We start from the raw sequence: 22745 nt of genomic DNA, 5'->3' as shown, positions 1-22745 counted from the left end.
ATGAAAAGAGTGGGAGTATTATGTGTCGGAAATGATTCTCCTGGGATTAATGCGGCTATACGTGCAGCTGTTGTAAAAGGATTGGATTTAAATGTTGAAGTAATGGGTATAAAAGATGGTTTTGAGGGGTTTTTAAGGGATGATCTGGATGTTTTATTAAGGGGCAATGTTTCCAATGTTTTGCATCAAGGTGGAACAATGTTAGGTACTTCTTTGTATGTACCAGAGAATAACGAAATTGGAAAAATTAAGAGTAAGGTAGAACAATACGGTATTTCTGCATTGATAATTATTGGTGGTAGACTTGCAGCAAAATCAGCTATAAATTTGATGAATGTAGGTGTACCATCTATTGTAATTCCGGCTACTATTGATAATGATCTTTCTTTTACAGACTTTTCTATAGGCTTTTTTACCGCAGTTGAAAATGTAAAAAACGCGCTTGATGTTTTGCATTCAACTGCTGAATCGCATCACAGGGTTATGATTGTTGAAACAATGGGAAAACCAAGTGGTTGGATAGCAGTTATTGGTGGATTGGCAGGTGGGGCTGATTATATTATTTCTTCTGCTGAAAAGACCAATTTCAATGAAATGATTGATATTATAAAGAGGAGATATGAGGGAAGAAAGAGATTTTCATTAATAGTTATCGAATCTGGCGTGGAAATTCCTGAAGATATTAAGAAGGAATGTAGATTTTCACCTGAAGAGGGGTCGTCTATTGTTATTGGAAGGTATATAGAAAAACAGTTAAAAGATTTTGGAATTGAATGGAGATATACAAATTTGGGATATTTACAACGAGGTGGTTCTCCAAGTGCAATGGATAGAATTATTGCAACACAAATGGCTGCGCATGCCATAGAGATGATAAAGATTGGAAAAGTATATCATGCAGTTGGTGTGAAGGGATTTTCTATTACAGAAATACCGTATTCTGAAACGATTATAAATTATAGACCTGTGGATTTTTATCTAAGAGAATTAACAAAATTGTTTTATTAAGGTGATAATTATGATAGTATTTATGACTGATTGGGGAAGTTCACATTATGTTGGAATTTGTAAAGGAGTAATTAAGCAAATAGTAGACGAAGAAATTGTGGATTTAACCCATCAGATAACTGCGTTTAATGTGCGGGAGGCAATGTATGTCCTCTCGCGTTCTTTTATGCATTTTCCAAAAGGAGCGGTTTTTTTGTGTGTAGTGGATTATGGTGTAGGGAGTGCAAGAAAGGCAATAGCCGTTAAAACGGAAAATTATTATTTTGTTGGACCAGATAATGGATTGTTTACTTTAGTTTTTGAAAGAGAAAAACCTTTAGAGATAAGGGAATTAAATAACCAAAGATATCATTATAGCAAATCAAGTACTTTTCATGGTAGGGATATTTTTTCACCCGTTGCAGCGTATATTACAAAGGGTTTTTTTAAAGAGCTTGGTAATCAATTATTTAACTACGCAACCTTGCCATATTTAAAGGCAAAGAAAATCGAAAATAAAATATCAGGAGAAGTTGCGTATATTGATAAGTTTGGTAATATAGAGACTAATATACCATTTGAATGGATAAAAGAAAAGGAAAAGATCAAGTTATTTTTTAGAAGAAAATGGATAGAATTACCCATTTTGAGGTATTATGCAGAAGTTGATATTGGAGGGTTATTAGTACATAATGATAGCACAGGTTTTGTTGAAATTGCGGCAAATCAATCTAGAGCAGCAGACATACTAAAGTTTAATGCAGGAGATAAATTGGAGATGATAATATAATTGTAAAGAATCTTGAAGTTTTTTATGGAAATAAAAGAGTCTTGGGAAAGATAGATACAAAATTTAGTAAAGATGAGTTTGTATTGCTTTTGGGCTATAACGGTAGTGGAAAATCCACTTTTCTTAAAGCACTTTCAGGATTGGTGAATTACTCTGGAGAGATAATTGTTGAAGGAAATCATCCGCATTATTTTGTTACGGGATATGTTTTTCAAAATCCTGAAACTCAAATTATTGGTAGTACAGTTTGGGAAGATGTTATTTTTGGACTTGAGAACCTCGGACTTGATAGGGAAGAAATAAGAAAAAGGGCACAAAAGGTTTTAAAAATTACGGGGTTATACGATTTTAAACATATGGAACCTCACAATTTATCAGGAGGACAAAAACAAAAACTTGCGATTTCATCAATACTTGTTATGGAACCTGAATATCTGCTATTAGATGAACCACTTTCAATGTTGGATAAAAACGATAGGCAAGTTTTAAAAGAACTTATATTTGATTTAAAAAAAATGGGTATGGGTATAATAGTTGCCACTCATAATCCGGAAGTGTTTTTAGAATTTTCTAATAGGGCAATTTTTATGGATAAAGGAACTATTGTCAAAGATAGTAATGATGTTTTAGAAGTTGTAGATATGTATATTAACGAGGTGGAAACGTGAACATAGATAAAGTATTGGAGGAATATTCTGGGGTTTCAATTGCTATTGTTGGAGACAATAAAAATTATTTAAAAAGTTATGTAGAGAATTTGGTATACAAAATCACAAATAATGATATGCAAAGATATTATATTATAGATCAGGAAAATATTAAGATAGATGATATAAGGCAAATACAGGATTTTTTATCGTTTTCCGTTGAAAGTGGCAAGAAAATAGTTGTGTTATTTGATGCGGAGAAAATGCTTCCTGAAGCAGAAAATTCTATTTTAAAAACGTTGGAAGAACCGCCAAAATATGCGTTAATAATATTAGTTACTACAAGTTGGAATTCACTTTATCCTACTATTAGAAGTAGGCTTCAAAAATTTGTTTTAAATTTTCCAAAAAATAAAATAAAAGAGCTTAAAGATTTCATACAAAAAAAGTTATACTTAGAATTTCCAGAGGAATTTGAAAAAATAAAAAATAAGGATTTTGTAGAAGAAAAGATTACAGAACAACTGGGTGTTAATACATATTATACATTTTACATTAAGATGAAAGAGGCATTAGAAGATAGCAAAGCTTTAAATATGTTAGTAATGGAATTGTTGGAAGTAAAAAATTTTAAAATTTTAAAGGCTATTGCAAAGGTTGCACTGTGGATTTGCGAAGAATATAATTTGAATTATACGATTGCAAGGGAGTTTTCGAAAATAGCGTCTTCAAAAGTTTCCAATTATAACTATGAATTAACGTATTACTATATATTATTAAGTTTAAAAGATGCTATTAAAAAAAATAAGGTTTAATTGCTTGAAATACGTAGTAATTTTTCTTTTCATATTATAAATAGTGATATATAATTAGAATAGATCTGCTAATAAAGGAGGAGTTTGAGTTGCTGGAATCATTATTATCTTTTTTTCAAAGTACAGCTTTTATGCATATTAGTTATGGAAATTTGATAATGTTCGGGATTGCCGGACTGCTGATTTATATTGCTATAGAGAAAGACGCAGAACCACTTCTTTTGATACCTATAGCTTTTGGAATTATTTTAGCAAATATACCTCCAGATATTACTGGCATATTAAATCCTCCTTCTCAATCTTCACCAGGTGGTGTTTTGTGGTATATACAACAGGGATTAGTGCTTGGAATCTATCCTCCACTGATTTTTCTTGGAATTGGGGCATTGACTGATTTTTCCTTTATGCTTTCATATCCTATTACAATTTTTCTTGGTGGAGCGGCTCAGATGGGAATATTTATCACCTTTCTTTTGGCAAGGGTGTTTGGTTTTACTTTAAAACAAGCGGCATCGATAGGTATTATTGGTGGAGCAGATGGTCCTACTTCAATTTTTATAACCTCAAAATTTGCACCTGAATTGTTATCTATAATTGCAATTTCTGCATATTCATACATTGCGTTAATTCCCGTACTTCAACCGTTGGTTTCAAAATTGATGACAACAAAAGAAGAAAGAAGAATAAAAATGAAACCACCTAGAAAGGTAACCAAGGTAGAGAGGGTACTATTCCCAATTTTAACAACTATAATTGTAGCACTGATAGTCCCTAAGGCATTACCATTAATTGGTATGTTGATGTTTGGAAATCTTTTAAAAGAAGCAGGTGTTGTAAAGAGACTTGTTGAAGCGGCAAGTAGATATATCCTTGATACAGTTACAATTCTACTTTGTGTTTCAGTTGGTGCATCTGCAAGGGCTGACGTGTTTTTAAAACCTCAATCTTTGCTTATTTTCGGTATGGGTGCTATTGCATTTATAACGTCTATAGTTTCTGGAATTTTATTTGCAAAATTAATGAACTTATTTTTAAAAGATAAAATAAATCCATTAATTGGTGCTGCTGGCGTATCAGCTGTACCTGATTCTTCAAGGGTAGCTCAAAGAATTGCCCAGGAAGAAGATCCAACTAATTTCATATTAATGCATGCAATGGGGCCAAATGTTGCCGGAGTAATAGGTTCTGCTGTTGCAGCTGGTATATTCTTATCATTAATTAAGTGAGGTGAGGTAATGGCGAAGAAACAGTTTAAGGTGAAGATAAATTATAATTGGTGTAAAAGTTGCGGGATATGCTATAACACTTGTCCTACAAAAACTATTATTAAGGGGGAAATGAATAGACCAAAAGTAGAAGATCATACAACGTGTATAGGATGTTTGATGTGTGAAAATTTATGTCCAGATTTTGCCATTGACATAGTTGAGATTACAGAAGAAGTAGGTGAAAAAAATGGGTAAATTAGTTTTTTGGCAGGGAAACGAAGCAGTTGCATATGGAGCACTGAGAGCTGGTTGTAGATTTTATGCAGGTTATCCCATTACCCCTTCTTCAGAAATTGCCGAGACCATGGCAAGAGAGTTGCCAAAACATAATGGGGTTTTTATTCAAATGGAAGATGAAATTGCAAGTGCCGCGGCTATGATTGGTGCATCACTTGCGGGGGTAAAATCAATGACAGCTACTAGCGGCCCGGGCTTTAGTTTGATGCAAGAGGCTTTAGGATATGCTGTTATGACTGAGACTCCGTGTGTTTTTGTTAATGTTATGCGTGGAGGCCCTTCAACTGGTCTTCCAACCAAGCCCGCTCAAGGTGATATTATGCAAGCGAGGTGGGGAACTCACGGAGATCATGCCATAATTGCGATGTACCCTTCAACTGTCCAAGAAGCGTATAGGTATATAATTGAGGCTTTTAACCTTGCCGAAGTATATAGAACACCTGTTGTGTTTTTAATGGATGAGACTTTGGGCCATATGAGAGAAACATTTGAATTACCGAATGGTAGAGATATAGAAATTGTGGATAGAATTTCTGAAAAAGAATTGGAAGATGAAGAGATATTTGTGCCATATGCAGAAAGTGAATATGCTGAACCAAAACCTAATGCGTTGATAGAGATGGGTAAAACAAGATTCCATGTTTCGGGCCTTGTGCACGACGAATCTGGTTTCCCAAATGCAGCGTATGAAACTGCAGAAAAATTAATCAAGAGATTGTCAAATAAAATAAGGCTCCATATTGATGAGATTTCAATTTACGATGAGTATATGACAGAAGATGCAGAAGTGCTGGTTATAGCGTATGGGGTAGTGGCAAGGAGCGCACTTGAGGCTGTGAAAATAGCAAGAAACGATAAAATGAAAGTAGGTTTGTTCAAGCCAATTACAATTTGGCCATTACAAGTTCACGAGCTTAGAAAAAGACTCTCAAAAGTTGAAGCAGTTGTTATACCAGAAATGAATTTAGGGCAATACGGAAGGGAAATTTTGAGATTGGTAAAACCTGGAACAAAAGTTAAATTTATCAATAAAGTAGGAGGAGAATTAATTACCCCAGAGGAGATTTTAGCAGGAATAAACGATATTTTAACTGAAGGATATGACTTTTAAAAGTTCTAAGGATTATGGGTTTATCTTCAAAGATGTGACAAATAAAAAATTTCAAAAATAGATGGCTTCGGCACTCCACCGAGGCCATCTAATTTATTTTTATACCTTCTCTTGTATTCTTCACATCTTTTTAGTTCAACTGTTTAAAAAAAAGCACCCCCTTTTTAGTTTTATTTAACCATTTTGGGGGTGCTTTTTTTATCGTTTTTTAGTTCAGTGCACAGTTACCTAAGATTTTTTATTGATCAAGCATAGGTATTTTCAAGTTATGTTTTTTTGCAGTATTTATTGCTATTTCATAGCCTGCATCAGCATGTCTTACTACACCAAGTCCAACATCATTTGTTAAAACTCTTTCTAGTTTCTTATGTGCCAAATCTGTACCGTCAGCTACTATAACCATTCCTGCGTGCAATGAGTAACCAATACCTACTCCGCCACCATGATGGAAAGATACCCAAGTTGCCCCACTTGCAACATTTAACATCGCATTTAGAATTGGCCAATCTGCTATTGCATCACTGCCATCTTTCATAGCTTCAGTTTCCCTATATGGACTTGCCACTGACCCTGTATCGTGATGATCTCTTCCAATTACAATAGGTGCTTCGATTTCGCCTTTTTGTACCATTTTGTTTATGGCAAGTCCTAATTCTGCTCTTTCTCCTTGACCTAACCAACATATTCTTGCAGGTAACCCTTGCCATTTAATCTTTTTTTGTGCAAGTTCTATCCATTTTTTTAAGTGATTATCGTAAGAGAATAATTCCAATACTTTTTTATCAGTTTTGTAAATATCTTCAGGATTACCGGATAAAGCGGCCCACCTAAATGGACCTTTTCCTTCGGAGAATAAGTCCCTTATGTATTCTGGAACGTATCCTGGAATATTAAATGCATTTTTTACTCCGTGATCGTATGCAAGTCTTCTTATATTATTTCCATATTCAAATACTTTTGCGCCTTGCTTTTGCATTTCCAATATTGCTTCTATATGTTTTACAACGCTTTCGTATACTAACTCAAGATACTTTTGTGGATTTTCTTTCCTTAATTTTAATGCTTCATCAAATGACATGCCATGTGGTATGTAACCTGTTAATGGATCATGCGCAGCTGTTTGATCAGTTACTATATCTGGAATAATTCCACGTTTTACAAGTTCTGGGTGCACATCTGCAGCATTTGCTAAAAGACCGACTGACAGTGGTTTTCCTTCTTTTACGGCGTCTTGTACTAATTTTAATGCTTCATCTAAGTTGTCAGTCCAAGTATCGAGATAACCTGTTTTAATACGTCTTTCAATCATTCTTTTATCTATTTCAACGGCAAGTACTACACCATCGTTTAAAGTTACAGCTAAAGGTTGTGCTCCTCCCATTTCTCCTAAACCTGCAGTTAATACCCATTTTCCTTTTAGTGATCCATTGAAATACTTTTTGGCTACTGCGTAAAATGTTTCATATGTGCCTTGAAGTATACCTTGAGTTCCTATGTAAATCCAACTTCCAGCGGTCATTTGACCGTACATAATTAAACCACGTTTTTCTAATTCTCTAAAATATTCCCAATTTGCCCATTTGGGAACAAGGTTGGAATTTGCGATTAATACTCTTGGTGCCCATTCACTTGTTTTAAAAACTGCAACTGGTTTTCCACTTTGAATTAAAAGTGTTTCATCCATTTCTAGATTTTGCAGTGTTTCAACTATTTTGTCAAAACATTCCCAATTCCTTGCGGCTCTTCCTGTACCACCGTATACTATAAGGTTTGCAGGATCTCTTGCAACTTCTGGATCTAGGTTGTTCATTAACATTCTCATAGGTGCTTCAGTTTGCCAACTTTTACAAGAAAGTTTTGTTCCTCTTGGTGCTTTTACAATTCTTGACATAATATTCCCCCCTTAATTTTAAGAATTTGCCATTAAATAAGTATAGACCTTTGTATCTTCAATTAAATTATTTATAACCACGTATTCATTTGGTTGGTGTGCCGTTTCATCTAATGTGGCCCAGACAACCGCGGGGAAGCCTGCACGTCTAACTATAGCGGCACAAGTTCCTCCACCTATTCCTCCAACTTTTGGTTCTAAATTTCTCAATTCTTTTATTGCACTTTTTAACTTTATTACTATCTCTGAATCTTTATTAGTGGGTGGTGCGGCTTGCTCAAATTGCAGTTTTTCTACGTGAATTTCCACATTGTATTCTTTTGAAAACTTATTTGCAAAATTGGTTATATCCTCGAAGATTTCTTCAATGTTATATTCTGGTAATATTCTACAATCAAAGTAGACGACATCTGTTCCCGGTATAGTGTTTACATTATCCACATTATTTTCTTTTTTTGTGGGTTCAAAGGAACTTTTCGGATAATCAAATAATTTATTTTCTAAGTTATATTTTTTATTTAAATGTTCATCCAACTGTGAAGCGAATTTCAAAGCGAACCTATGGGCATTTTTAGCTATATCTGGTCTTGATGCATGTGCTTGTTTTCCAAAAGTAGTTATTTTTAACCATGCAATGGATTTTTCGGCAATTTCAATAAATGAACCGTCGGGTTCGCCGGCATCGGGTACTATAAACAAATCGCCTTTATTGAATAAACCAAGCTCTAAAAGGTGTTTTATACCATAGTCGGATCCTGTTTCTTCATCTGAAACAAAGGCAAGTGCGATATTGTCTTTGGGTTTTATTTTGAGTTCTAATATCGCTTTTGCAGCATATAATGAGGCAATTAAAGATGCACCGTTATCTTCTGCACCTCTTCCAAATATTTTCCCGTCTTTTTCTAGTGGATCAAATGGATCATTTTCCCATAATGATAGATCACCTGCGGGAACTTTGTCCATGTGGGTTATAATCCAAATAGTTCTTTTTCCTTCACTTCCTTTTATTCTCGCCACAATATTTGGTCTAAATCCATATGGCACTATGTCATCTTTTGCATCGTATCTTTCCACAGAATCAAAGCTCCAATCTTTAATTAAGTCTTCTAACCATTCAGCCATTTCTTTTTCACCTGGGCCACCTGATCTAGGATTTACAGAGTTAATGGATACAAATTTTTTCATTGAGGTAATGATTTCGGGTTTTAATTTTTCAACAATTTGAATGATTTTTTCTTTCATATAGATTCCTCCTTTAATATTTTGTAAGCCTCATGTGCAATTAAAGCTGTTATTCCCCAAATTATATATTCTTTGTGTTTGAAAAATAAGATTCTATATTTCCCTTGTCTCCAATTGTAATTTTTTTCATTTGGTATTAAATGAAATGGAAAACTAGTAGGTGGATATACCTTTACATCTATGTAATATTCGTACAAAGGTTTTTCAAATAATTTAATTGGTGCCAAAAAAATTGCGTCAACTTCTGATTTATTACGCATAATTTTGCTATTGATGGTACCTAAAAATGGGTATATTACTATATTAAAAGGTGTAACAACCATTGGAAGATCTTTGATTATTTTTGGGACTGTACCTATTTCTTCAATTGTTTCACGTATTGCACAGTCTTTAGGTGATTCGTTTTCTTCTAATTTCCCACCCGGGAATGCCACTTCTCCTGGTTGAGTATTTAATTTTTTTGAACGTACTTCGAATAAAAAATATTTTTTGTTTACTATGGGTATTACCACAGCGTATTCATTTGCACCGATTATCATATCAATAATTAACCGCCGATGAGTTTAGGTTATTTTTAAAGATACTGTTCCATGGCGTTGATGGCGAATCATTCGTAGAAATTACAGTTATTGTTTTTCCAACTATGTATAAATTTCCTATGTCGTCTAATATTATAAATTTTGAATTTTCATATGTTTTTTTATAGAGAATTTTAAAGCTATTTTTTTCTAAAATGTATAAGTTGTTATTTTCGGTTAGTATATATATGAATTTTTGACCTATAACACTATCTATTATGTCATATTCAAAGTCTAGAATTTTTACATCATTTTTTGTGAAAAAGTTTTTGGAAAATACATATTTATTTGATTTGTCTATTAAGATTACAGAATTTTCAGAGGGAATTTGTGGATTTTCCAACGAAAAAGCCAAGTTTTTTATGTTACCTATAAACTTTTCCTTTTTTTCATTTTTCCATAAATATCCCATCCCATCTACGGTATAGATTTGACCAGATAGTGATACAAAAGGTCCACTTATCGGCCATTTTCCAACTTTCATAGTTGAAATTATTTTTCCATCTTTGATTTCATACAAAAGTCCATCATCGGTTACGGTGTATATTATTTGTCCATCGTATGCAGCACCTAGTGTGATATCTGAATCCAATTGTGTTTTCCAAATAAGATTCCCATTTAAATCAAAAGAATAAAGAAAATCATCCCAACAAGGAACTACTAGCGCATTTTCGGTAATGGTTAAATGTCCAGTAACTATAAACGGCAAATGATAATTCCACAGTATTTTTCCATTACTTAATTTGAACAATTTTCCACTTGTGGTTGCTAAAAACAAAGTACCGTTTATTGCAACTGGTCTCCCAGTTATGTCTGCATTAAGATCTATACTCCACAATTTGGTAAATTTTGTTTGGGTTTCCTCTATATTTTCGTTTAAGTTTACAAATGCCTTTATTTTAAAAGGATATGTTGTGATGTTAAAATCTTTTGTTATTAAGTAATTCCCGACAATTATATTTTCACTGTCTGTAATAATTTTATTTCCATTTACTTTTTTTGAAAATACTAATTTATTTGTTTCATCGTAGAATGAAATAGTCATATTTTTTAATAACACGTGGTAACCATTGTATGTGTAATCATTAACTGGGTTGAATTTTTTCAAAAATTTTGGGTACCTTGGATTGGAAATATCGAAAAGAGAAAGATTATACGTGGAAAATACGGCAAGGATGTTTTTTGAAATTCTTATTTTGTTTATTTTTCCTTTATCATATGAAAGGGTCCATATTATTTTTCCATTGTTGTAAGCTACAACTCTTCCCATATTTATGGCGAATAAAATATCTTTGTAAACTTGTGGGTTTGAAATATTTGATATTATCCTTATTAAAGACAATTTATCATTTTTTAAATGATAAAGTCTATCTTTTGAAACAATATATCCTTCACCAATGTAAGTGGGTGATTCTACATAGATTTTTTTGTTTGTTTGAATATTCAATATTTCGTCTTTTCCGACGAGATAGATGTTATTGTCATAACGAAAGAGATCTGAAAATGTACCTGGCAGTACTTTTTCAAAAGATTTATATAGACCGTCATTGGTTAAAATATAAGTTTGCGAGAACAAAATTGTTATAGTCAAAAGAAAAAAAAGTATTATTTTTTTCATTGTATTACTCCTTAATCTTTTCAATTTCAAGTAATCTGAATTTTAAATATTTTGTTTCTAAGATGTTTAATACATATGGGTGATCGTAAGGTTGAGCACCCCTATGCATAACTCTTGTTATTCTGCTTGTATCTATACCTGCCGAAAATATTATATTATCAAATTCTTCCTCTGAGATTATTTGTGTGCATGAAGAAGTAGCCAAAATACCGTGATTTTTTAGGATGCGCATTGCCCTGAGATTTATTTCTTTATATCCTTTAAGCGCACTTTTTTTATTACTCCCTTTTTTGGCAAATGAAGGCGGATCAATCGAAACAACGTCAAAGTACTTTGATGTTTTGTCAAACTGTTTTAAAATATCAAAAGCATTTCCTACTATAGTTTCATAGTTTTTAAATCCATTTTCTTTTGCAATTAAATTTACAATGTCAATTGCGCGTTGTGAATAATCAAGAAAAGTTACATATTTTGCACCGTACAATAACATATGCATACCAAAGTTTCCAGTATAGCAAAATGCATCGAGACATACTTTATCTTTGGAATATCTTTCTAGTGATTTTACATTTAGTCTTTGGTCAAGAAAAGCACCAGTTTTTTGTCCTTGGGTATCTGCAAAAAACTTTAAATCATTTAGTTCAAATGGTATTAATTCGGGACCAGATTTATATATCCAACCGGAATATTTCTTCAACCCCTCTTTTTCCCTGGAATTGCTATCGGATTTTTCAAAAATACCTTTTGGATTAAAAAGTTCTATTATTACATCTAATATATGATTTTTTAGTTTTTCAATACCCAAAGTATTGATTTCAAGTACTATATAATCTTGAAATTTGTCTACTATTAAACCAGATAAATTATCCGCTTCTGAGAAAATAACCCGAAAACTTTTTTCTTTTGTATGCCTTCTCTCTAAAGCTTCTAAAAATCTTTTTTTGATAAAGTTTTTTCCTATTGTTTCTGCCTTTCTTGTTAAAATTCTAACTCTAATTTTAGAGTTAAAATTAATGTATCCTTTTCCTAGAAACGATTTTTCATGGTTAAATACATCGACAATACCGCCATTTTCCGGGATTCCTTCTATTCTTTCAATTTCATTTTCATAAATCCAGGGATGCCCATTTTTTATTCTATTTTTTATATCCTTCTTCAAGAATACCTTCATTTACTACCTCCATATAGTCCAGATTTTTCAATTACCCATTTGTAGGCTTCTCTGATTTTATTGAGGTTATAGTTTCCAGGGGTAACCTTTACATGTGAAGAATTAAGTACTCTATTTGACCACCTTTCAATTTCTTCGTCTTCTATTGAAAATTCAATGGAAACGTTGAGAGATTTAAGAAATTCAAGTGGGTCGCCTAGAATTTCTTTAATTTCTTCTTCTTTACCAGAGTTTTTAACTTCAAATGGTAGAAAGACAGCTGTTGCAAGACCGTGTTTTATTCCTTTTTCAGAGGTTAGTGAGTATCCCAATGAGTGTGCAATAGTGGTACCTGTCAAACTTATTGCAATACCTGCATAAAATGATGCAAGCATTATTTTCTTTCTCAACTCGTAGTTCTGCAAGTCTTCAACTAACTTATTTAGGTTTTGCTTTATTAGCTTTATTGCTTCTAGCGCGTATAATTTTGAAAATTCACTGGCTCTTAGTGATAGAAAAGATTCAACTGCGTGCGATAAGGCGTCTAATGCCGTTGATATTGTGAGTTCTTTTGATAGTGTAAGTGTGTACTTTGGTTCTAGTATAGAAACATTTGGGAATATAACATCATGTTTAAATCCTTTTTTTACGTTGTTAATAGTTAGAACGGAGTATTGTGTTACTTCACTTCCTGTACCGGAAGTTGTTGGAATACAAAGAATTTTAGATGCGCTGTTATATTTAAGGTTATCGTATAAATCTTCAACTTTTATGTCATTTTTACACAAAACAGCAATAGCCTTGGCGGCATCCATTGGACTGCCGCCACCAAGGCCAACAATTACATCCCAATTTTTTCCAAATTTATCTATGATCTTATAAAGCATCTCTTTAGGAGGGTTTTCCAAAGTTTCATCAAATATTTCAAATTTTTTATTTAATTTTTTTAAAACATCTACTAATTCATCTAGACTTTTGTTTTTTTTCGAACTTTTTCCAGTAATTATTAAAAAGGTATTTCCCAATTTTTCGATTTCAATTATAGAGTCTTTATAACCATCTTCAAAAAATACCTTTGTGGGAAGGTAAAATTTCATTTTATTCCCCCTCAAAATTGAATTTTACTATAGGTTTTCTTGAAGCAGTAGCCTCATCTAGTCTTCTAATTGGTGTTGTGTAAGGTGCATTTTTTACTAATTCTGGATTTTGCTTCGCTTCTTCAAAGATTTTTCCAAGTATTTTTGCAAATTCATCTAATGTATCTTTACTTTCAGTTTCCGTTGGCTCAATCATAAAGTCTTCGTGTACAATTAATGGGAAGTACATCGTTGGTGCGTGGATTCCATAATCTAGAAGTCTTTTGGCTATATCTAACGCTTTGACTCCTGTTTCTTTTGTTAATTTTTCACATGTGGATACAAACTCATGCATACAAAGACCTGGATATGCAATATCCATGATTTTTGATACCTTTTTTCTTAGATAATTTGCATTCAACACTGCCATTTGCCCGACCTTTTTTAAACCTTCTTTTCCCATAGTTTTTATATATGTATATGTCCTTACCAAAACGGAAAAATTCCCGAAAAAGCTTCTTATAAATCCTATACTTTCTGGTTTGGAGTAATTTAGCTTATATGTGTTATTTTCTTTTATTATTTCAGGTACTGGTAAAAATTTCGAAAGGTGTTTTTTTACTCCCACCGGGCCACTACCTGGTCCACCCATACCATGTGGTGTACTAAATGTTTTATGAAGATTTAAGTGGACAATATCAAAACCCATATCACCTGGTCTTGTTCGTCCCAAGATTGCATTTAAGTTTGCACCATCGTAGTATAAAAGTGCACCCTTTTCGTGTACCATTTCAGCAATTTTTATGATATCTTTTTCAAATAAACCAAGTGTATTTGGATTGGTCAATAACAAAACTGCAACTTCTTCGTCTAGGTGTTTTTTAAGCTCGTTTAGATCTACCCTTCCATCAGGACCGGATTTTATTTCTATAACTTCAAATCCAGCCATTCTTGCCGATGCAGGGTTTGTTCCATGAGCGCTGTCTGGTACAATTGCTTTTTTTCTCTTTGTGTCACCTCTACTTAAATGATATGCCCTTGCTATTAACATACCAGTTAATTCTCCATGTGCTCCTGCAGATGGAACAAGTGTCATATCATCCATTCCTGATATTTCGCAAAGCATTTCTTTTAGTTCATACATTAATTGAAGAGCGCCTTGTGCTGTTTCCATTGGTTGAAATGGATGTATCATTGAAAAGTGTTCGTCATTTGCAATTTTCTCATTAATTTTGGGATTGTATTTCATAGTACATGAACCTAATGGGTAAAATCCTACATCAACTGAGTAGTTTTTTGCGGCAAGATTGGTATAGTGTCTAACCACATCTAATTCGCTTACTTGTGGAAGTCTAGGCGATGTTTTTCTAAGTAAGTGTTCTGGGAAGTCAAATTCATAATCTTTTATATTATTATTTGGTATTTTAAACGCAATTCTACCTTTTTTTGACATTTCAAAAATAGTAGTCATTTGAGTCCCTCCATTCTAAAAATGTTTTAGTAAATTATCTATGCTTTCATTTGTGTTTACTTCTGTACAACATGCAAGTGCACAATTTTTAAAATTGGGAAGTACCTTTACCAATGGTAGAGGGCCTAAGAAACCTTCTTCTGCTAATTTTTTCCATTTTTCGTAATAATTTTCACCTGCGTCGAATGCAAATTCATTAAAGAAAGGACCGTTAAATATGAGGGAATATCCTTTTTCTTTTAATTTTTCTGCAAAGTAATGTGCTGCGTTGTACGACATTTTTGCGACTTTTCTTAATCCTTCAGGTCCCATAGTTGATAAATATATAGCATTTATGAGTGCTATTAATGCATGATTTGAACAAATGTTTGATGTAGCTTTTTCACGACGAATGTGTTGTTCCCTTGTTTGAAGTACCATCACATATCCTGTTTTTCCATCTACATCTTTTGTTTGACCTATAATCCTTCCGGGCATTTTTCTGACGTATTTTTCAAGAGTAGTAAAAAATCCAATTCCAGGTCCTCCGAAATTTGGAGTTACGCCAAGCGATTGTCCCTCACCTACTACTATATCCGCGCCAAGCTTTCCGGGAGATTCTAATATAGTTAAAGATACTGGTTCACTAACGACGATTAACAGTGTTTTTTCCGGAATAGATTCTTTTATTAATTTTAAATCTTCAATAATTCCAAAGAAGTTTGGATATCCAACTACAACCGCAGAAGTTTCATCACTTATCTTAGATTTTAGATCTTCAATATCCAAAGTGCCGTTATCATTCCATTTTACTTCTTCAATTTCTATGTTTTGCGGAGTACAATATGTTTTGCTTGTTTGTAAATACTCTGGATTAATAGAACTGGCGGCTAATATCTTATTTTTTCTACTAACCCTTACAGCCATTAACATAGCTTCGGCAAGAGCAGTTGCTCCATCATACATAGAAGAATTTGCCACTTGCATACCTGTTAATTCACACATCATTGTTTGATATTCAAACAGTGCTTGTAATGTGCCCTGTGAAACTTCTGCTTGATATGGTGTATATGCTGTTACAAATCTTTGATCATTTGCAAGATGTTCAACTACGGTCGGAATGTAGTGCGCATAAATACCCGCACCGGCAAAGATGTTTTCTATTTTAAATACTTTATTTTTCTTTGCAAGTGATAATATTTCACTTTTTACGGTAAATTCGTCTTTTTCACTTTCTAGATTGTAATCATCGACAGTTTTTGGGACATCTATATACAAATCTTCTATAGATTTTACGCCGATTTCATTTAACATTTCCTTTATTTCTTCATCAGTGTGTGGTATGTATCTGTGCATACACAATCATCCTTTCTTTTTATTTTTTACACTGCCTCTATAAAATGGCATTTTAACTATTTCTGCTTTTACTAATTTATTTCTAATCTCAATTTCAATTACTTCACCAGATTTATGACCTTTTTCAATTAAGGCCATGCCAATTGCTTGATTTAGCGTTGGAGAGAAAGTTCCGCTTGTAACGTATCCAATTTCCTTTCCTTCTTTGAAAATTTTGTAACCATGTCTTGCAACACCTTTATCAATAAGTTTAAAACCCTTAAGGCGCCTACTTAGCCCTTCTTCTAATTGTTTTTGCAGCACTTCTTTTCCCATAAAATCTTTGTTAAATTTTACGGCCCATTTTATTCCAGCTTCGAGTGGAGTAATCGTTTCGTCCATATCATTTCCGTATAGTAATAATGAGGCTTCGAGCCTTAAACAGTCTCTTGCACCAAGACCTGCTGGTGTTACTTTCATATCCAAAAGTTTTTGCCATATTTTTACAATCCCGTCTTTATTTGTTGTGTATATTTCAAATCCGTCTTCTCCTGTATAACCGGTTCTTGATATGATAGCATCTGTACCTAGTATGTTTCCAAAAGAGAAAGTATAGTATCCAATATCATCTAGATTTAGATCTACAATTTCTTGTAAAGTTTCCTGTGCTTTTGGTCCCTGAACAGCAATTAATGCGTAATCATCTGATTTGTTTTCTAGTGTTACATCAAATTTTTCTGCAATTTTTTTCATCCAGTTAAAATCTTTTTCTATATTTGCTGCGTTTATAACCAACATTGCTTTATTTTCTGAAATTTTATATGCAAGTAGATCATCTACGAATCCGCCTTTCTCATTACACATTGCTGTATAAACTATTTCACCGGGTTTTAAATTTTCAAAGTCGTTTGTGATGAGAAAATTCACAAAATCTGTTGATTGTGGACCTTCCACTATTACCTCCCCCATGTGTGATACGTCAAACATCCCCACATTGTTTCTTACCGCAAGAACTTCATCCTTTATACCAGAGTATTGGATGGGCATTTGAAAATTTGCAAATTCGACCATTTTAGCACCTAATTTTAAATGTTCATTGTGTAATGGTGTGCGTTTCATGCTCTTTTCCCCCTTTATATTGAGATTGATTATTCCTTTTGCTTTTTTTAATTCACTTTCTGGTACAAAGATTGCGAAAAATGCCGATGAGCCGAATAAAGCTTTTGGAAATGGTTCTGCTTCTGCTTTGATTATACAGGGAATACCGTTACTTTTTAACCATCCTTCAACTAGTTTTGCGTTAATTTCACTATCTATCTCAATTATTTTTTTCCACATAATCTCATCTCCGAGTTTATTGTAACACCAATTTTTTAGGTGTAAAAATTCAAATAATATTATTCAATACCAATTATTGAAATTATTTTATGTTATTTGAATTAATGTTCGTTTTCCCAAAATTTTTTGGATACTGTTTGTAAATGAGAATTATCCATTTTATACCTACCAACTTTTGCGCATGGTTTTCCGTTTACCTCTACTATATCTGCCGTTATATCTATTTTTTTCTTCAAAAGCTTTGAACCTACACCGTAGACATCGGCTGGAACGTCTAATTTTTCAAACAACTCTATTTTATTTTCGTCAAATCCACCTGAAACTACGATTTTTAAATTGTTAAGACCAACTTTGTCAAATTCTTTTCTTGCCCTCCAAACAAGTTCAGGACAAACCCCAAATGAATTTTCATCTTTTGGAACAACAGATTTGTCCCTTAAATTACCAGAAGTGTCAAATCTTACACCCCAGATTTTATTTTTTCCTTCCCCTATAATCGGTGCAGGGTCTGTTTTTCCCAAAATAAATTCTTTGCCTGTTACGTATTCATAGAAGCTTTTTACCACTTCAAAGGTAGTATTAATAACATCATTATCCCAATCAACTAGAAAAATTCTGTTTACGTGTTCGGGCATGTATTTGTCAAATGCAATAGATGCAATGTCTGTTTTACCGTTATATGCAGCAATGAGGGCGTGGGGTATTGTTCCCATGGATTCGATTCCCCAATAATCGGCGTTTGCATCGGTTGAGACTCCAAAAGCACCTGCTTTTAGCGCAGCATATCCATCTGTTGCTTGAACCCAATAATGATCAAACCTTGCACTAAAAAAGAGTATGGGTTTTCCATTTGCTGCTTTGACAACTTTTTTTACGGCAGTTGTTGTACTTGAAGCCCTTGCAATTACCCCTAATAATATAGTTTCAAGATAACCAAAGTAGGTAGGATCACCTTCTATGGTTAAGATAGGCATTCCTTCTTTTACATCATCTCCGTCATATACAGCTTTCACTTCTATTTCATCCCATTTATCTATCCACAGTTCATTTAATTTAAGCCTCAAATTCCATTTCTTTTCTGTAAGCTTTATTATTTCTTTTACATTTCCTTCAATTGTTAGATTTTGCATTTGTTTGTCCAATTGGAGCATTTCTGAGAATATTTTTCTTGCTTTTTCTTCATCTTTATAATAGCCTGTGCAGAATTTAAGTATTGCAAGTGCTTCGTCAATTCCACAAATAGTCGCATTTTGCCTTGGAAAGAATTGGTAATATACAGTTGGATGATGGTTATCTTTTTTTAAAATTTCAACATACCTTGTAAAATACTTATCAGAATAGTATCCCATACGAATTTTATCTATTGGAATTTTAAACACCTTTGGATGTAACCTTTTCATATTTTTCCTCCTTTTATACTAGTTTTTCTTTTTTTGTATGCGATTGGAATTACTATTGAATTTATTAAAAACATGATAACACACCAATCGCCGAATTTTTGATAAATAGTTGTTGTATTACTTTTTTTTACGTTAAAGATTCCTACTTTTTCAGTCATGGTAGGAAATACCTTAGTTATTCTTCCGTATTTATCGATGCTTCCAGTTATACCAGTGTTTGACACCTGGATAACGTATCTTCTATTTTCTATAGCCCTAAATACGGATTTTGAGAAATGTTGTATATGTGCGGTGGTAAATTTATACCACCCGTCGTTTGTGATAACAATTAAAAATTGTGCGCCATTTTTTGATAATTTTCTTGATATTTCTGGAAAATAACTTTCAAAGCAGATTTGAATTCCAAATTCTGGATAATTTTCTATTTTGAAGGTTGTATATCTATCTCCCTTTGAAAAGTAAGATATTCCTCTTAAAAATTGGAATTTTTTGAATATTTTTTCGTATGGTAAAAACTCTACGAATGGAAAAAGCTTAATTTTATCGTATTTTCCAACAATTTTTCCTTTGTAATAAACCACAGCACTATTTTTGGGAGTGTTTTCCATTGTTGGAAATCCTAAGATTATAGGTTTTTCCATACTGATATTTTTTAATTTGCTTTCAATATAGGTATTTCTAATGTCTTTTTCTGGAAATACTGCTTCTGGAAAGATATGTAAATAATTTGGAGTTTTAAATTTTGTTATTTCTTTTAAAATTTCTCTTTCGTTTTTTAGATATTTTACCTTTTGTTCCACGTTAGTTTGTAATGCAACTAATGGGATATTAGCTTTATTTTCGGGAAGAGATGTGAAAATCAACCAGTTTATAAAGTATATAATGGATAAGGTTATAATTATCTTAGAAGGTGAAAATTTTTTGTAATATAGAAAAAAATTAACGAGTACAATTAGAAAGGTAAGACCTATTGTTCCTACAACGGATGTGATTTGGATTATTCCAATATCTTTAAATAGTGCATCGGAAAGCCTTATTCCTGTAAATCCCAAGTCACCAATTCCCCTTAAAAATTCCATTATAGAGTATACTGAAGAAACAAATATAGCTTTTGGAACAATTCCTTTAATTCTGTCGATAAAATATCCATAGAAGATTCCAAATATTAGAAATGGAAAAGCTTCAATTGTACAGAGTAAGATAAATACTAAAAAACCCGTAAATGAAGAAAACCTACCAAAAAATTCTGGAAGATTTTTGGTAAGTACGGGGATTACCCAATATAAAGATATGAAGTAAAGTATGAAATGGAAAAGGAAAGAATATAAGAAAGCCATCTTTCTGCTTTCAAGTCCTTTGAAAAAGAGTATAAGTGAAAACCAAATCAATCCTCCCCACAAAAATCCAGGCATTGCAAGAGATGTTAGGATAGAAGATATGAGTATGTAAATCACATTTTATCCTCCTTTAGGTGAATAATTCTATAGCTTTTTTTAGATAAAATGCAACTTTTTCTTGTTTTTCAAAGGTTAATTCACTGTAAAAGGGAATAGCAAGCGTTCTTTTTGATACACTTTCCGTTATTGGGAGCATTCCTTCTTTCCAACCTAAATCTTTGTAGAGTGGTTGAAGATGTACAGGTGCAAAATAATTTTTCGTTTCGATACCATTTTCTTTCATAAATGTAATAACTTTGTTTAAATCTATTTCTTTTGGAAGCTTTACAACATATACGAACCATGACATCTTTGTGGTGTATTCTTTTGTTGTTGGAGTTTCAACGAAATTAAGAAGTTTTTTATAATTTTGTGCAACTTTGTTGCGCATTTCTATGATTTTATCTATTTTTTTCATTTGTGAATATCCCAATGCGGAGGACATTTCGTCTAATCTGTAATTGTACCCCAATAACTCATGTGAAAGCCATTTTTTGGAAGTCCTTCCTTGGTTTCTCATGGCTTTCGCGAGTCTTGCTATTTTTTCATCATTTGTTACAATAATTCCACCTTCGCCAGTTGTAATTTGCTTATTTGGGTAAAAAGCAAAAGTACCTGCTATTCCAAAGGTACCGCATTTTTTTCCTTTGTACTCACTTCCCAAGGCTTCACAAGAATCCTCTATTATTGTTACATCGTGTTTTTCACATATTTTGATGATTTTATCCCAGTCAAGTGGATGTCCAAAAATGTCGACTCCCATGAAAAACAATTTGCCATTATTTGTTTTTTTTAATTTTACAATTTCCTCTTCTAGAGCATTTGGCGAGATATTTAATGTATCGCCTTCTATATCAACAAAATGGACCTTTCCTTTTTCGTATAACGCTACATTTGCAGAAGAGATAAAAGTGAAGGAAGGAACTAAAAGTGTATCCTTTTCTTTAAAATTTAGAGATTTTAAAATTAAATGCAAGGCGGCTGTTCCACTACTTACTGCGACGGCAAATTTGCTTTTAACGTAGCTTTTAGTGATGTTTTCAAACTTTTCCATATATGGCCCCAGTGCAAGTCTTTTGCTTTTTAAAACGTTTAAAACTTCTTCTATATCGTCTTTTTCAATGTATGCATTTGAGAGTGGTATTTTCATTTTATCCCTCCACGTTTTCTTTGTAATTAGTATAACATAGTTTTTTTGTTTTGAATAAAAGTTTTAAATACAAAGGAAGAATTCGGTTTGTAAAAAATCATCTTGATGTTAAAACCTTTTTTAGCTTTGAAACCATTAAGTCTATTTCTTTATATGTAATGTTTAAAGGTGGGAGTAATCTAATTGTATCGTTTTTCACTACATTTAACAATAGATTTTCTTTTAATGCTAATTTTAATATATCTCCTTTTACATCTACTTTAACCCCTAACATTAACCCCAAACCTTTTACTTTATTTACATTTTTAATATTTAGAAGTTGTTTTTTTAAATACAATCCTTTTTCTTTTACGCTAAGTAATAAATTTTGGTTTATTTTTTTTAAAACAACCTTACTTGCAGCAAGTGCAAGTGGATTTGGTGCAAAGGTTGAACCATGCTCTCCTGGTGAGAAGATGTCTGAAAAATTACCTGTAAAAATGGTTGCACCTAAAGGGAGTCCCCCTCCAAGAGACTTGGCAACTGTAATTATATCTGGTTCTAAGTTAAAGTGTTTGTACGAAAAAAATTCACCAGTTTTGCCAAGGCCACTCTGTACTTCATCTGTGACCAAGATAAAATCAAATTTTTCTTTGTATTCCATAATTGTGTTTGCAAATTCTTTTGTTAATGTATCAAGTCCCCCACTTCCCCTAATACTTTCCACAAAAACAGCAGATACTTCTTGTTTTTTAAAAACATCTTTAAATGATTTTATATCGTTGAATGGTAGAAAGATAACATTGTTAAGTAATGGTAAAAATTTACTTCTTATATTTGGAAAACCGGTTATTGATAGAGAGCCTATTGTTCTACCGTGAAAATTTCCAAAAAATGAGATTATAGCTCCCTTTTTTGTTTTTTTAATAGCTTTTAGTGCTGCTTCATTTGCTTCTGTTCCTGAGTTTGAAAAATATACTTTTCCGTTTTTACCGGTTTCTTTTACCAATCTTTCTGAAACTTCTATTGCATCTTCATCTAGGAAAAAATTTGATATATGACTATATTTTTGTAATTTTTCTATTATTGCATTAGAAATTTCTTCATTACAGTGTCCAAAAGATGTTACACCTATACCGGAAAAAGTATCAAGATATTTGTTTCCTTTATCATCAAAAATCCATATCCCATCTGCCTTTTTAATTTTTATAGGAAATCTATTGTATGTATTTGAAATAAACATAATT

Annotated in this window: 20 protein-coding genes; 7 read left to right on the top strand and 13 right to left on the bottom strand. The window is 32.7% G+C overall.

The genetic code is table 11. The features are described 5' to 3' along the window. The 7 genes from XJ44_RS01045 (at position 1) to XJ44_RS01015 (ending at position 5855) form a co-directional block, all read left to right on the top strand. Positions 1-1008, top strand: a complete 1008-nt coding sequence (locus tag XJ44_RS01045; protein ID WP_075665234.1) for a 6-phosphofructokinase — start codon at positions 1-3, stop codon at positions 1006-1008. A gap of 10 nt (positions 1009-1018) precedes the next feature. After that, entirely contained in the window at positions 1019-1777 is a 759-nt protein-coding gene (locus XJ44_RS01040) for an SAM hydrolase/SAM-dependent halogenase family protein (RefSeq protein WP_077197784.1), read from the top strand. Positions 1778-1818: 41 nt separating this feature from the next. Further along, positions 1819-2445, top strand: a complete 627-nt coding sequence (locus XJ44_RS01035; protein WP_088368824.1) for an energy-coupling factor ABC transporter ATP-binding protein — start codon at positions 1819-1821, stop codon at positions 2443-2445. After that, entirely contained in the window at positions 2442-3239 is a 798-nt protein-coding gene (locus tag XJ44_RS01030) for a DNA polymerase III subunit delta' (RefSeq protein WP_077197783.1), read from the top strand. The genes XJ44_RS01035 and XJ44_RS01030 overlap by 4 nt, the downstream gene beginning before the upstream one ends. A gap of 89 nt (positions 3240-3328) precedes the next feature. After that, positions 3329-4465 carry a sodium ion-translocating decarboxylase subunit beta gene (locus XJ44_RS01025; RefSeq protein ID WP_075665230.1) on the top strand — a complete coding sequence of 379 codons (1137 nt, stop codon included), beginning with the start codon at positions 3329-3331 and terminating at the stop codon, positions 4463-4465. A gap of 9 nt (positions 4466-4474) precedes the next feature. Further along, entirely contained in the window at positions 4475-4702 is a 228-nt protein-coding gene (locus tag XJ44_RS01020) for a 4Fe-4S dicluster domain-containing protein (protein WP_075665229.1), read from the top strand. Further along, on the top strand, positions 4695-5855 hold the full coding sequence (locus tag XJ44_RS01015; RefSeq protein WP_077197782.1) for a 2-oxoacid:acceptor oxidoreductase subunit alpha: 1161 nt from the start codon (positions 4695-4697) through the stop codon (positions 5853-5855). Before XJ44_RS01020 ends, XJ44_RS01015 begins: the two co-directional genes overlap by 8 nt. A gap of 238 nt (positions 5856-6093) precedes the next feature. On the opposite strand, the gene hutU is transcribed toward XJ44_RS01015, so the two are convergent. The 13 genes from hutU to XJ44_RS00950 form a co-directional block, all read right to left on the bottom strand. Continuing rightward, a complete protein-coding gene (hutU, locus tag XJ44_RS01010; protein ID WP_075665227.1) occupies positions 6094-7746 on the bottom strand; it encodes a urocanate hydratase in 1653 nt (550 codons plus the stop codon). Positions 7747-7764: 18 nt separating this feature from the next. Beyond that, the gene (locus XJ44_RS01005; RefSeq protein WP_077197781.1) at positions 7765-8988 is read right to left on the bottom strand and encodes a M20 family metallo-hydrolase; all 1224 of its coding nucleotides are present in this window, start codon (positions 8986-8988) and stop codon (positions 7765-7767) included. Next, positions 8985-9527, bottom strand: a complete 543-nt coding sequence (locus XJ44_RS01000; protein WP_077197780.1) for an NUDIX hydrolase — start codon at positions 9525-9527, stop codon at positions 8985-8987. The genes XJ44_RS01005 and XJ44_RS01000 overlap by 4 nt, the downstream gene beginning before the upstream one ends. A 1-nt stretch (position 9528) precedes the next feature. Next, positions 9529-11184 (bottom strand): outer membrane protein assembly factor BamB family protein, encoded by a 1656-nt coding sequence (locus tag XJ44_RS00995; RefSeq protein WP_077197779.1) that lies wholly within the window; start codon positions 11182-11184, stop codon positions 9529-9531. Between the two features lie 4 nt (positions 11185-11188). After that, the gene (locus XJ44_RS00990) at positions 11189-12355 is read right to left on the bottom strand and encodes a class I SAM-dependent rRNA methyltransferase (protein WP_077197778.1); all 1167 of its coding nucleotides are present in this window, start codon (positions 12353-12355) and stop codon (positions 11189-11191) included. After that, complete coding sequence (locus XJ44_RS00985) at positions 12352-13431, bottom strand: iron-containing alcohol dehydrogenase family protein (protein ID WP_075665222.1); 1080 nt, start codon at positions 13429-13431, stop codon at positions 12352-12354. The genes XJ44_RS00990 and XJ44_RS00985 overlap by 4 nt, the downstream gene beginning before the upstream one ends. Before the next feature lies 1 nt (position 13432). Next, the gene (gene gcvPB / locus XJ44_RS00980; protein ID WP_077197777.1) at positions 13433-14881 is read right to left on the bottom strand and encodes an aminomethyl-transferring glycine dehydrogenase subunit GcvPB; all 1449 of its coding nucleotides are present in this window, start codon (positions 14879-14881) and stop codon (positions 13433-13435) included. 15 nt (positions 14882-14896) lie between these two features. Beyond that, positions 14897-16216: an aminomethyl-transferring glycine dehydrogenase subunit GcvPA gene (gene gcvPA, locus XJ44_RS00975; RefSeq protein WP_075665220.1), complete on the bottom strand. Its 1320-nt coding sequence runs from the start codon at positions 16214-16216 to the stop codon at positions 14897-14899. 6 nt (positions 16217-16222) lie between these two features. After that, positions 16223-17533 (bottom strand): glycine cleavage system aminomethyltransferase GcvT, encoded by a 1311-nt coding sequence (gcvT, locus tag XJ44_RS00970; RefSeq protein WP_077197776.1) that lies wholly within the window; start codon positions 17531-17533, stop codon positions 16223-16225. A 101-nt stretch (positions 17534-17634) separates the two neighbouring features. Next, positions 17635-18933, bottom strand: a complete 1299-nt coding sequence (locus tag XJ44_RS00965; RefSeq protein ID WP_075665218.1) for a nicotinate phosphoribosyltransferase — start codon at positions 18931-18933, stop codon at positions 17635-17637. After that, entirely contained in the window at positions 18930-20387 is a 1458-nt protein-coding gene (gene lnt / locus XJ44_RS00960; protein ID WP_077197775.1) for an apolipoprotein N-acyltransferase, read from the bottom strand. Before lnt ends, XJ44_RS00965 begins: the two co-directional genes overlap by 4 nt. A 13-nt stretch (positions 20388-20400) precedes the next feature. Then, complete coding sequence (locus XJ44_RS00955; RefSeq protein WP_077197774.1) at positions 20401-21519, bottom strand: DegT/DnrJ/EryC1/StrS family aminotransferase; 1119 nt, start codon at positions 21517-21519, stop codon at positions 20401-20403. A gap of 97 nt (positions 21520-21616) precedes the next feature. Then, a complete protein-coding gene (locus tag XJ44_RS00950; RefSeq protein ID WP_077197773.1) occupies positions 21617-22741 on the bottom strand; it encodes an aspartate aminotransferase family protein in 1125 nt (374 codons plus the stop codon). Positions 22742-22745 lie beyond the last annotated feature (4 nt).

Source organism: Thermosipho affectus, from assembly GCF_001990485.1.
GTDB lineage: Bacteria > Thermotogota > Thermotogae > Thermotogales > Fervidobacteriaceae > Thermosipho > Thermosipho affectus.
Note: the sequence above shows the minus strand (reverse complement) of the source record. Positions and strands in the feature narration are given on the sequence as shown.

Excerpts from the sequence above, each read along its gene's own strand:
- XJ44_RS01045 (WP_075665234.1), top strand. The coding sequence starts at position 1 with ATGAAAAGAGTGGGAGTATTATGTGTCGGAAATGATTCTCCTGGGATT.
- XJ44_RS01040 (WP_077197784.1), top strand. The coding sequence starts at position 1,019 with ATGATAGTATTTATGACTGATTGGGGAAGTTCACATTATGTTGGAATT.
- XJ44_RS01020 (WP_075665229.1), top strand. The coding sequence starts at position 4,475 with ATGGCGAAGAAACAGTTTAAGGTGAAGATAAATTATAATTGGTGTAAA.
- XJ44_RS01015 (WP_077197782.1), top strand. The coding sequence starts at position 4,695 with ATGGGTAAATTAGTTTTTTGGCAGGGAAACGAAGCAGTTGCATATGGA.
- hutU (WP_075665227.1), bottom strand. The coding sequence starts at position 7,746 with ATGTCAAGAATTGTAAAAGCACCAAGAGGAACAAAACTTTCTTGTAAA.
- XJ44_RS01005 (WP_077197781.1), bottom strand. The coding sequence starts at position 8,988 with ATGAAAGAAAAAATCATTCAAATTGTTGAAAAATTAAAACCCGAAATC.
- XJ44_RS01000 (WP_077197780.1), bottom strand. The coding sequence starts at position 9,527 with ATGATAATCGGTGCAAATGAATACGCTGTGGTAATACCCATAGTAAAC.
- XJ44_RS00995 (WP_077197779.1), bottom strand. The coding sequence starts at position 11,184 with ATGAAAAAAATAATACTTTTTTTTCTTTTGACTATAACAATTTTGTTC.
- XJ44_RS00990 (WP_077197778.1), bottom strand. The coding sequence starts at position 12,355 with ATGAAGGTATTCTTGAAGAAGGATATAAAAAATAGAATAAAAAATGGG.
- XJ44_RS00985 (WP_075665222.1), bottom strand. The coding sequence starts at position 13,431 with ATGAAATTTTACCTTCCCACAAAGGTATTTTTTGAAGATGGTTATAAA.
- gcvPB (WP_077197777.1), bottom strand. The coding sequence starts at position 14,881 with ATGACTACTATTTTTGAAATGTCAAAAAAAGGTAGAATTGCGTTTAAA.
- gcvPA (WP_075665220.1), bottom strand. The coding sequence starts at position 16,216 with ATGCACAGATACATACCACACACTGATGAAGAAATAAAGGAAATGTTA.
- gcvT (WP_077197776.1), bottom strand. The coding sequence starts at position 17,533 with ATGTGGAAAAAAATAATTGAGATAGATAGTGAAATTAACGCAAAACTA.
- XJ44_RS00965 (WP_075665218.1), bottom strand. The coding sequence starts at position 18,933 with ATGAAAAGGTTACATCCAAAGGTGTTTAAAATTCCAATAGATAAAATT.
- XJ44_RS00955 (WP_077197774.1), bottom strand. The coding sequence starts at position 21,519 with ATGAAAATACCACTCTCAAATGCATACATTGAAAAAGACGATATAGAA.
- XJ44_RS00950 (WP_077197773.1), bottom strand. The coding sequence starts at position 22,741 with ATGTTTATTTCAAATACATACAATAGATTTCCTATAAAAATTAAAAAG.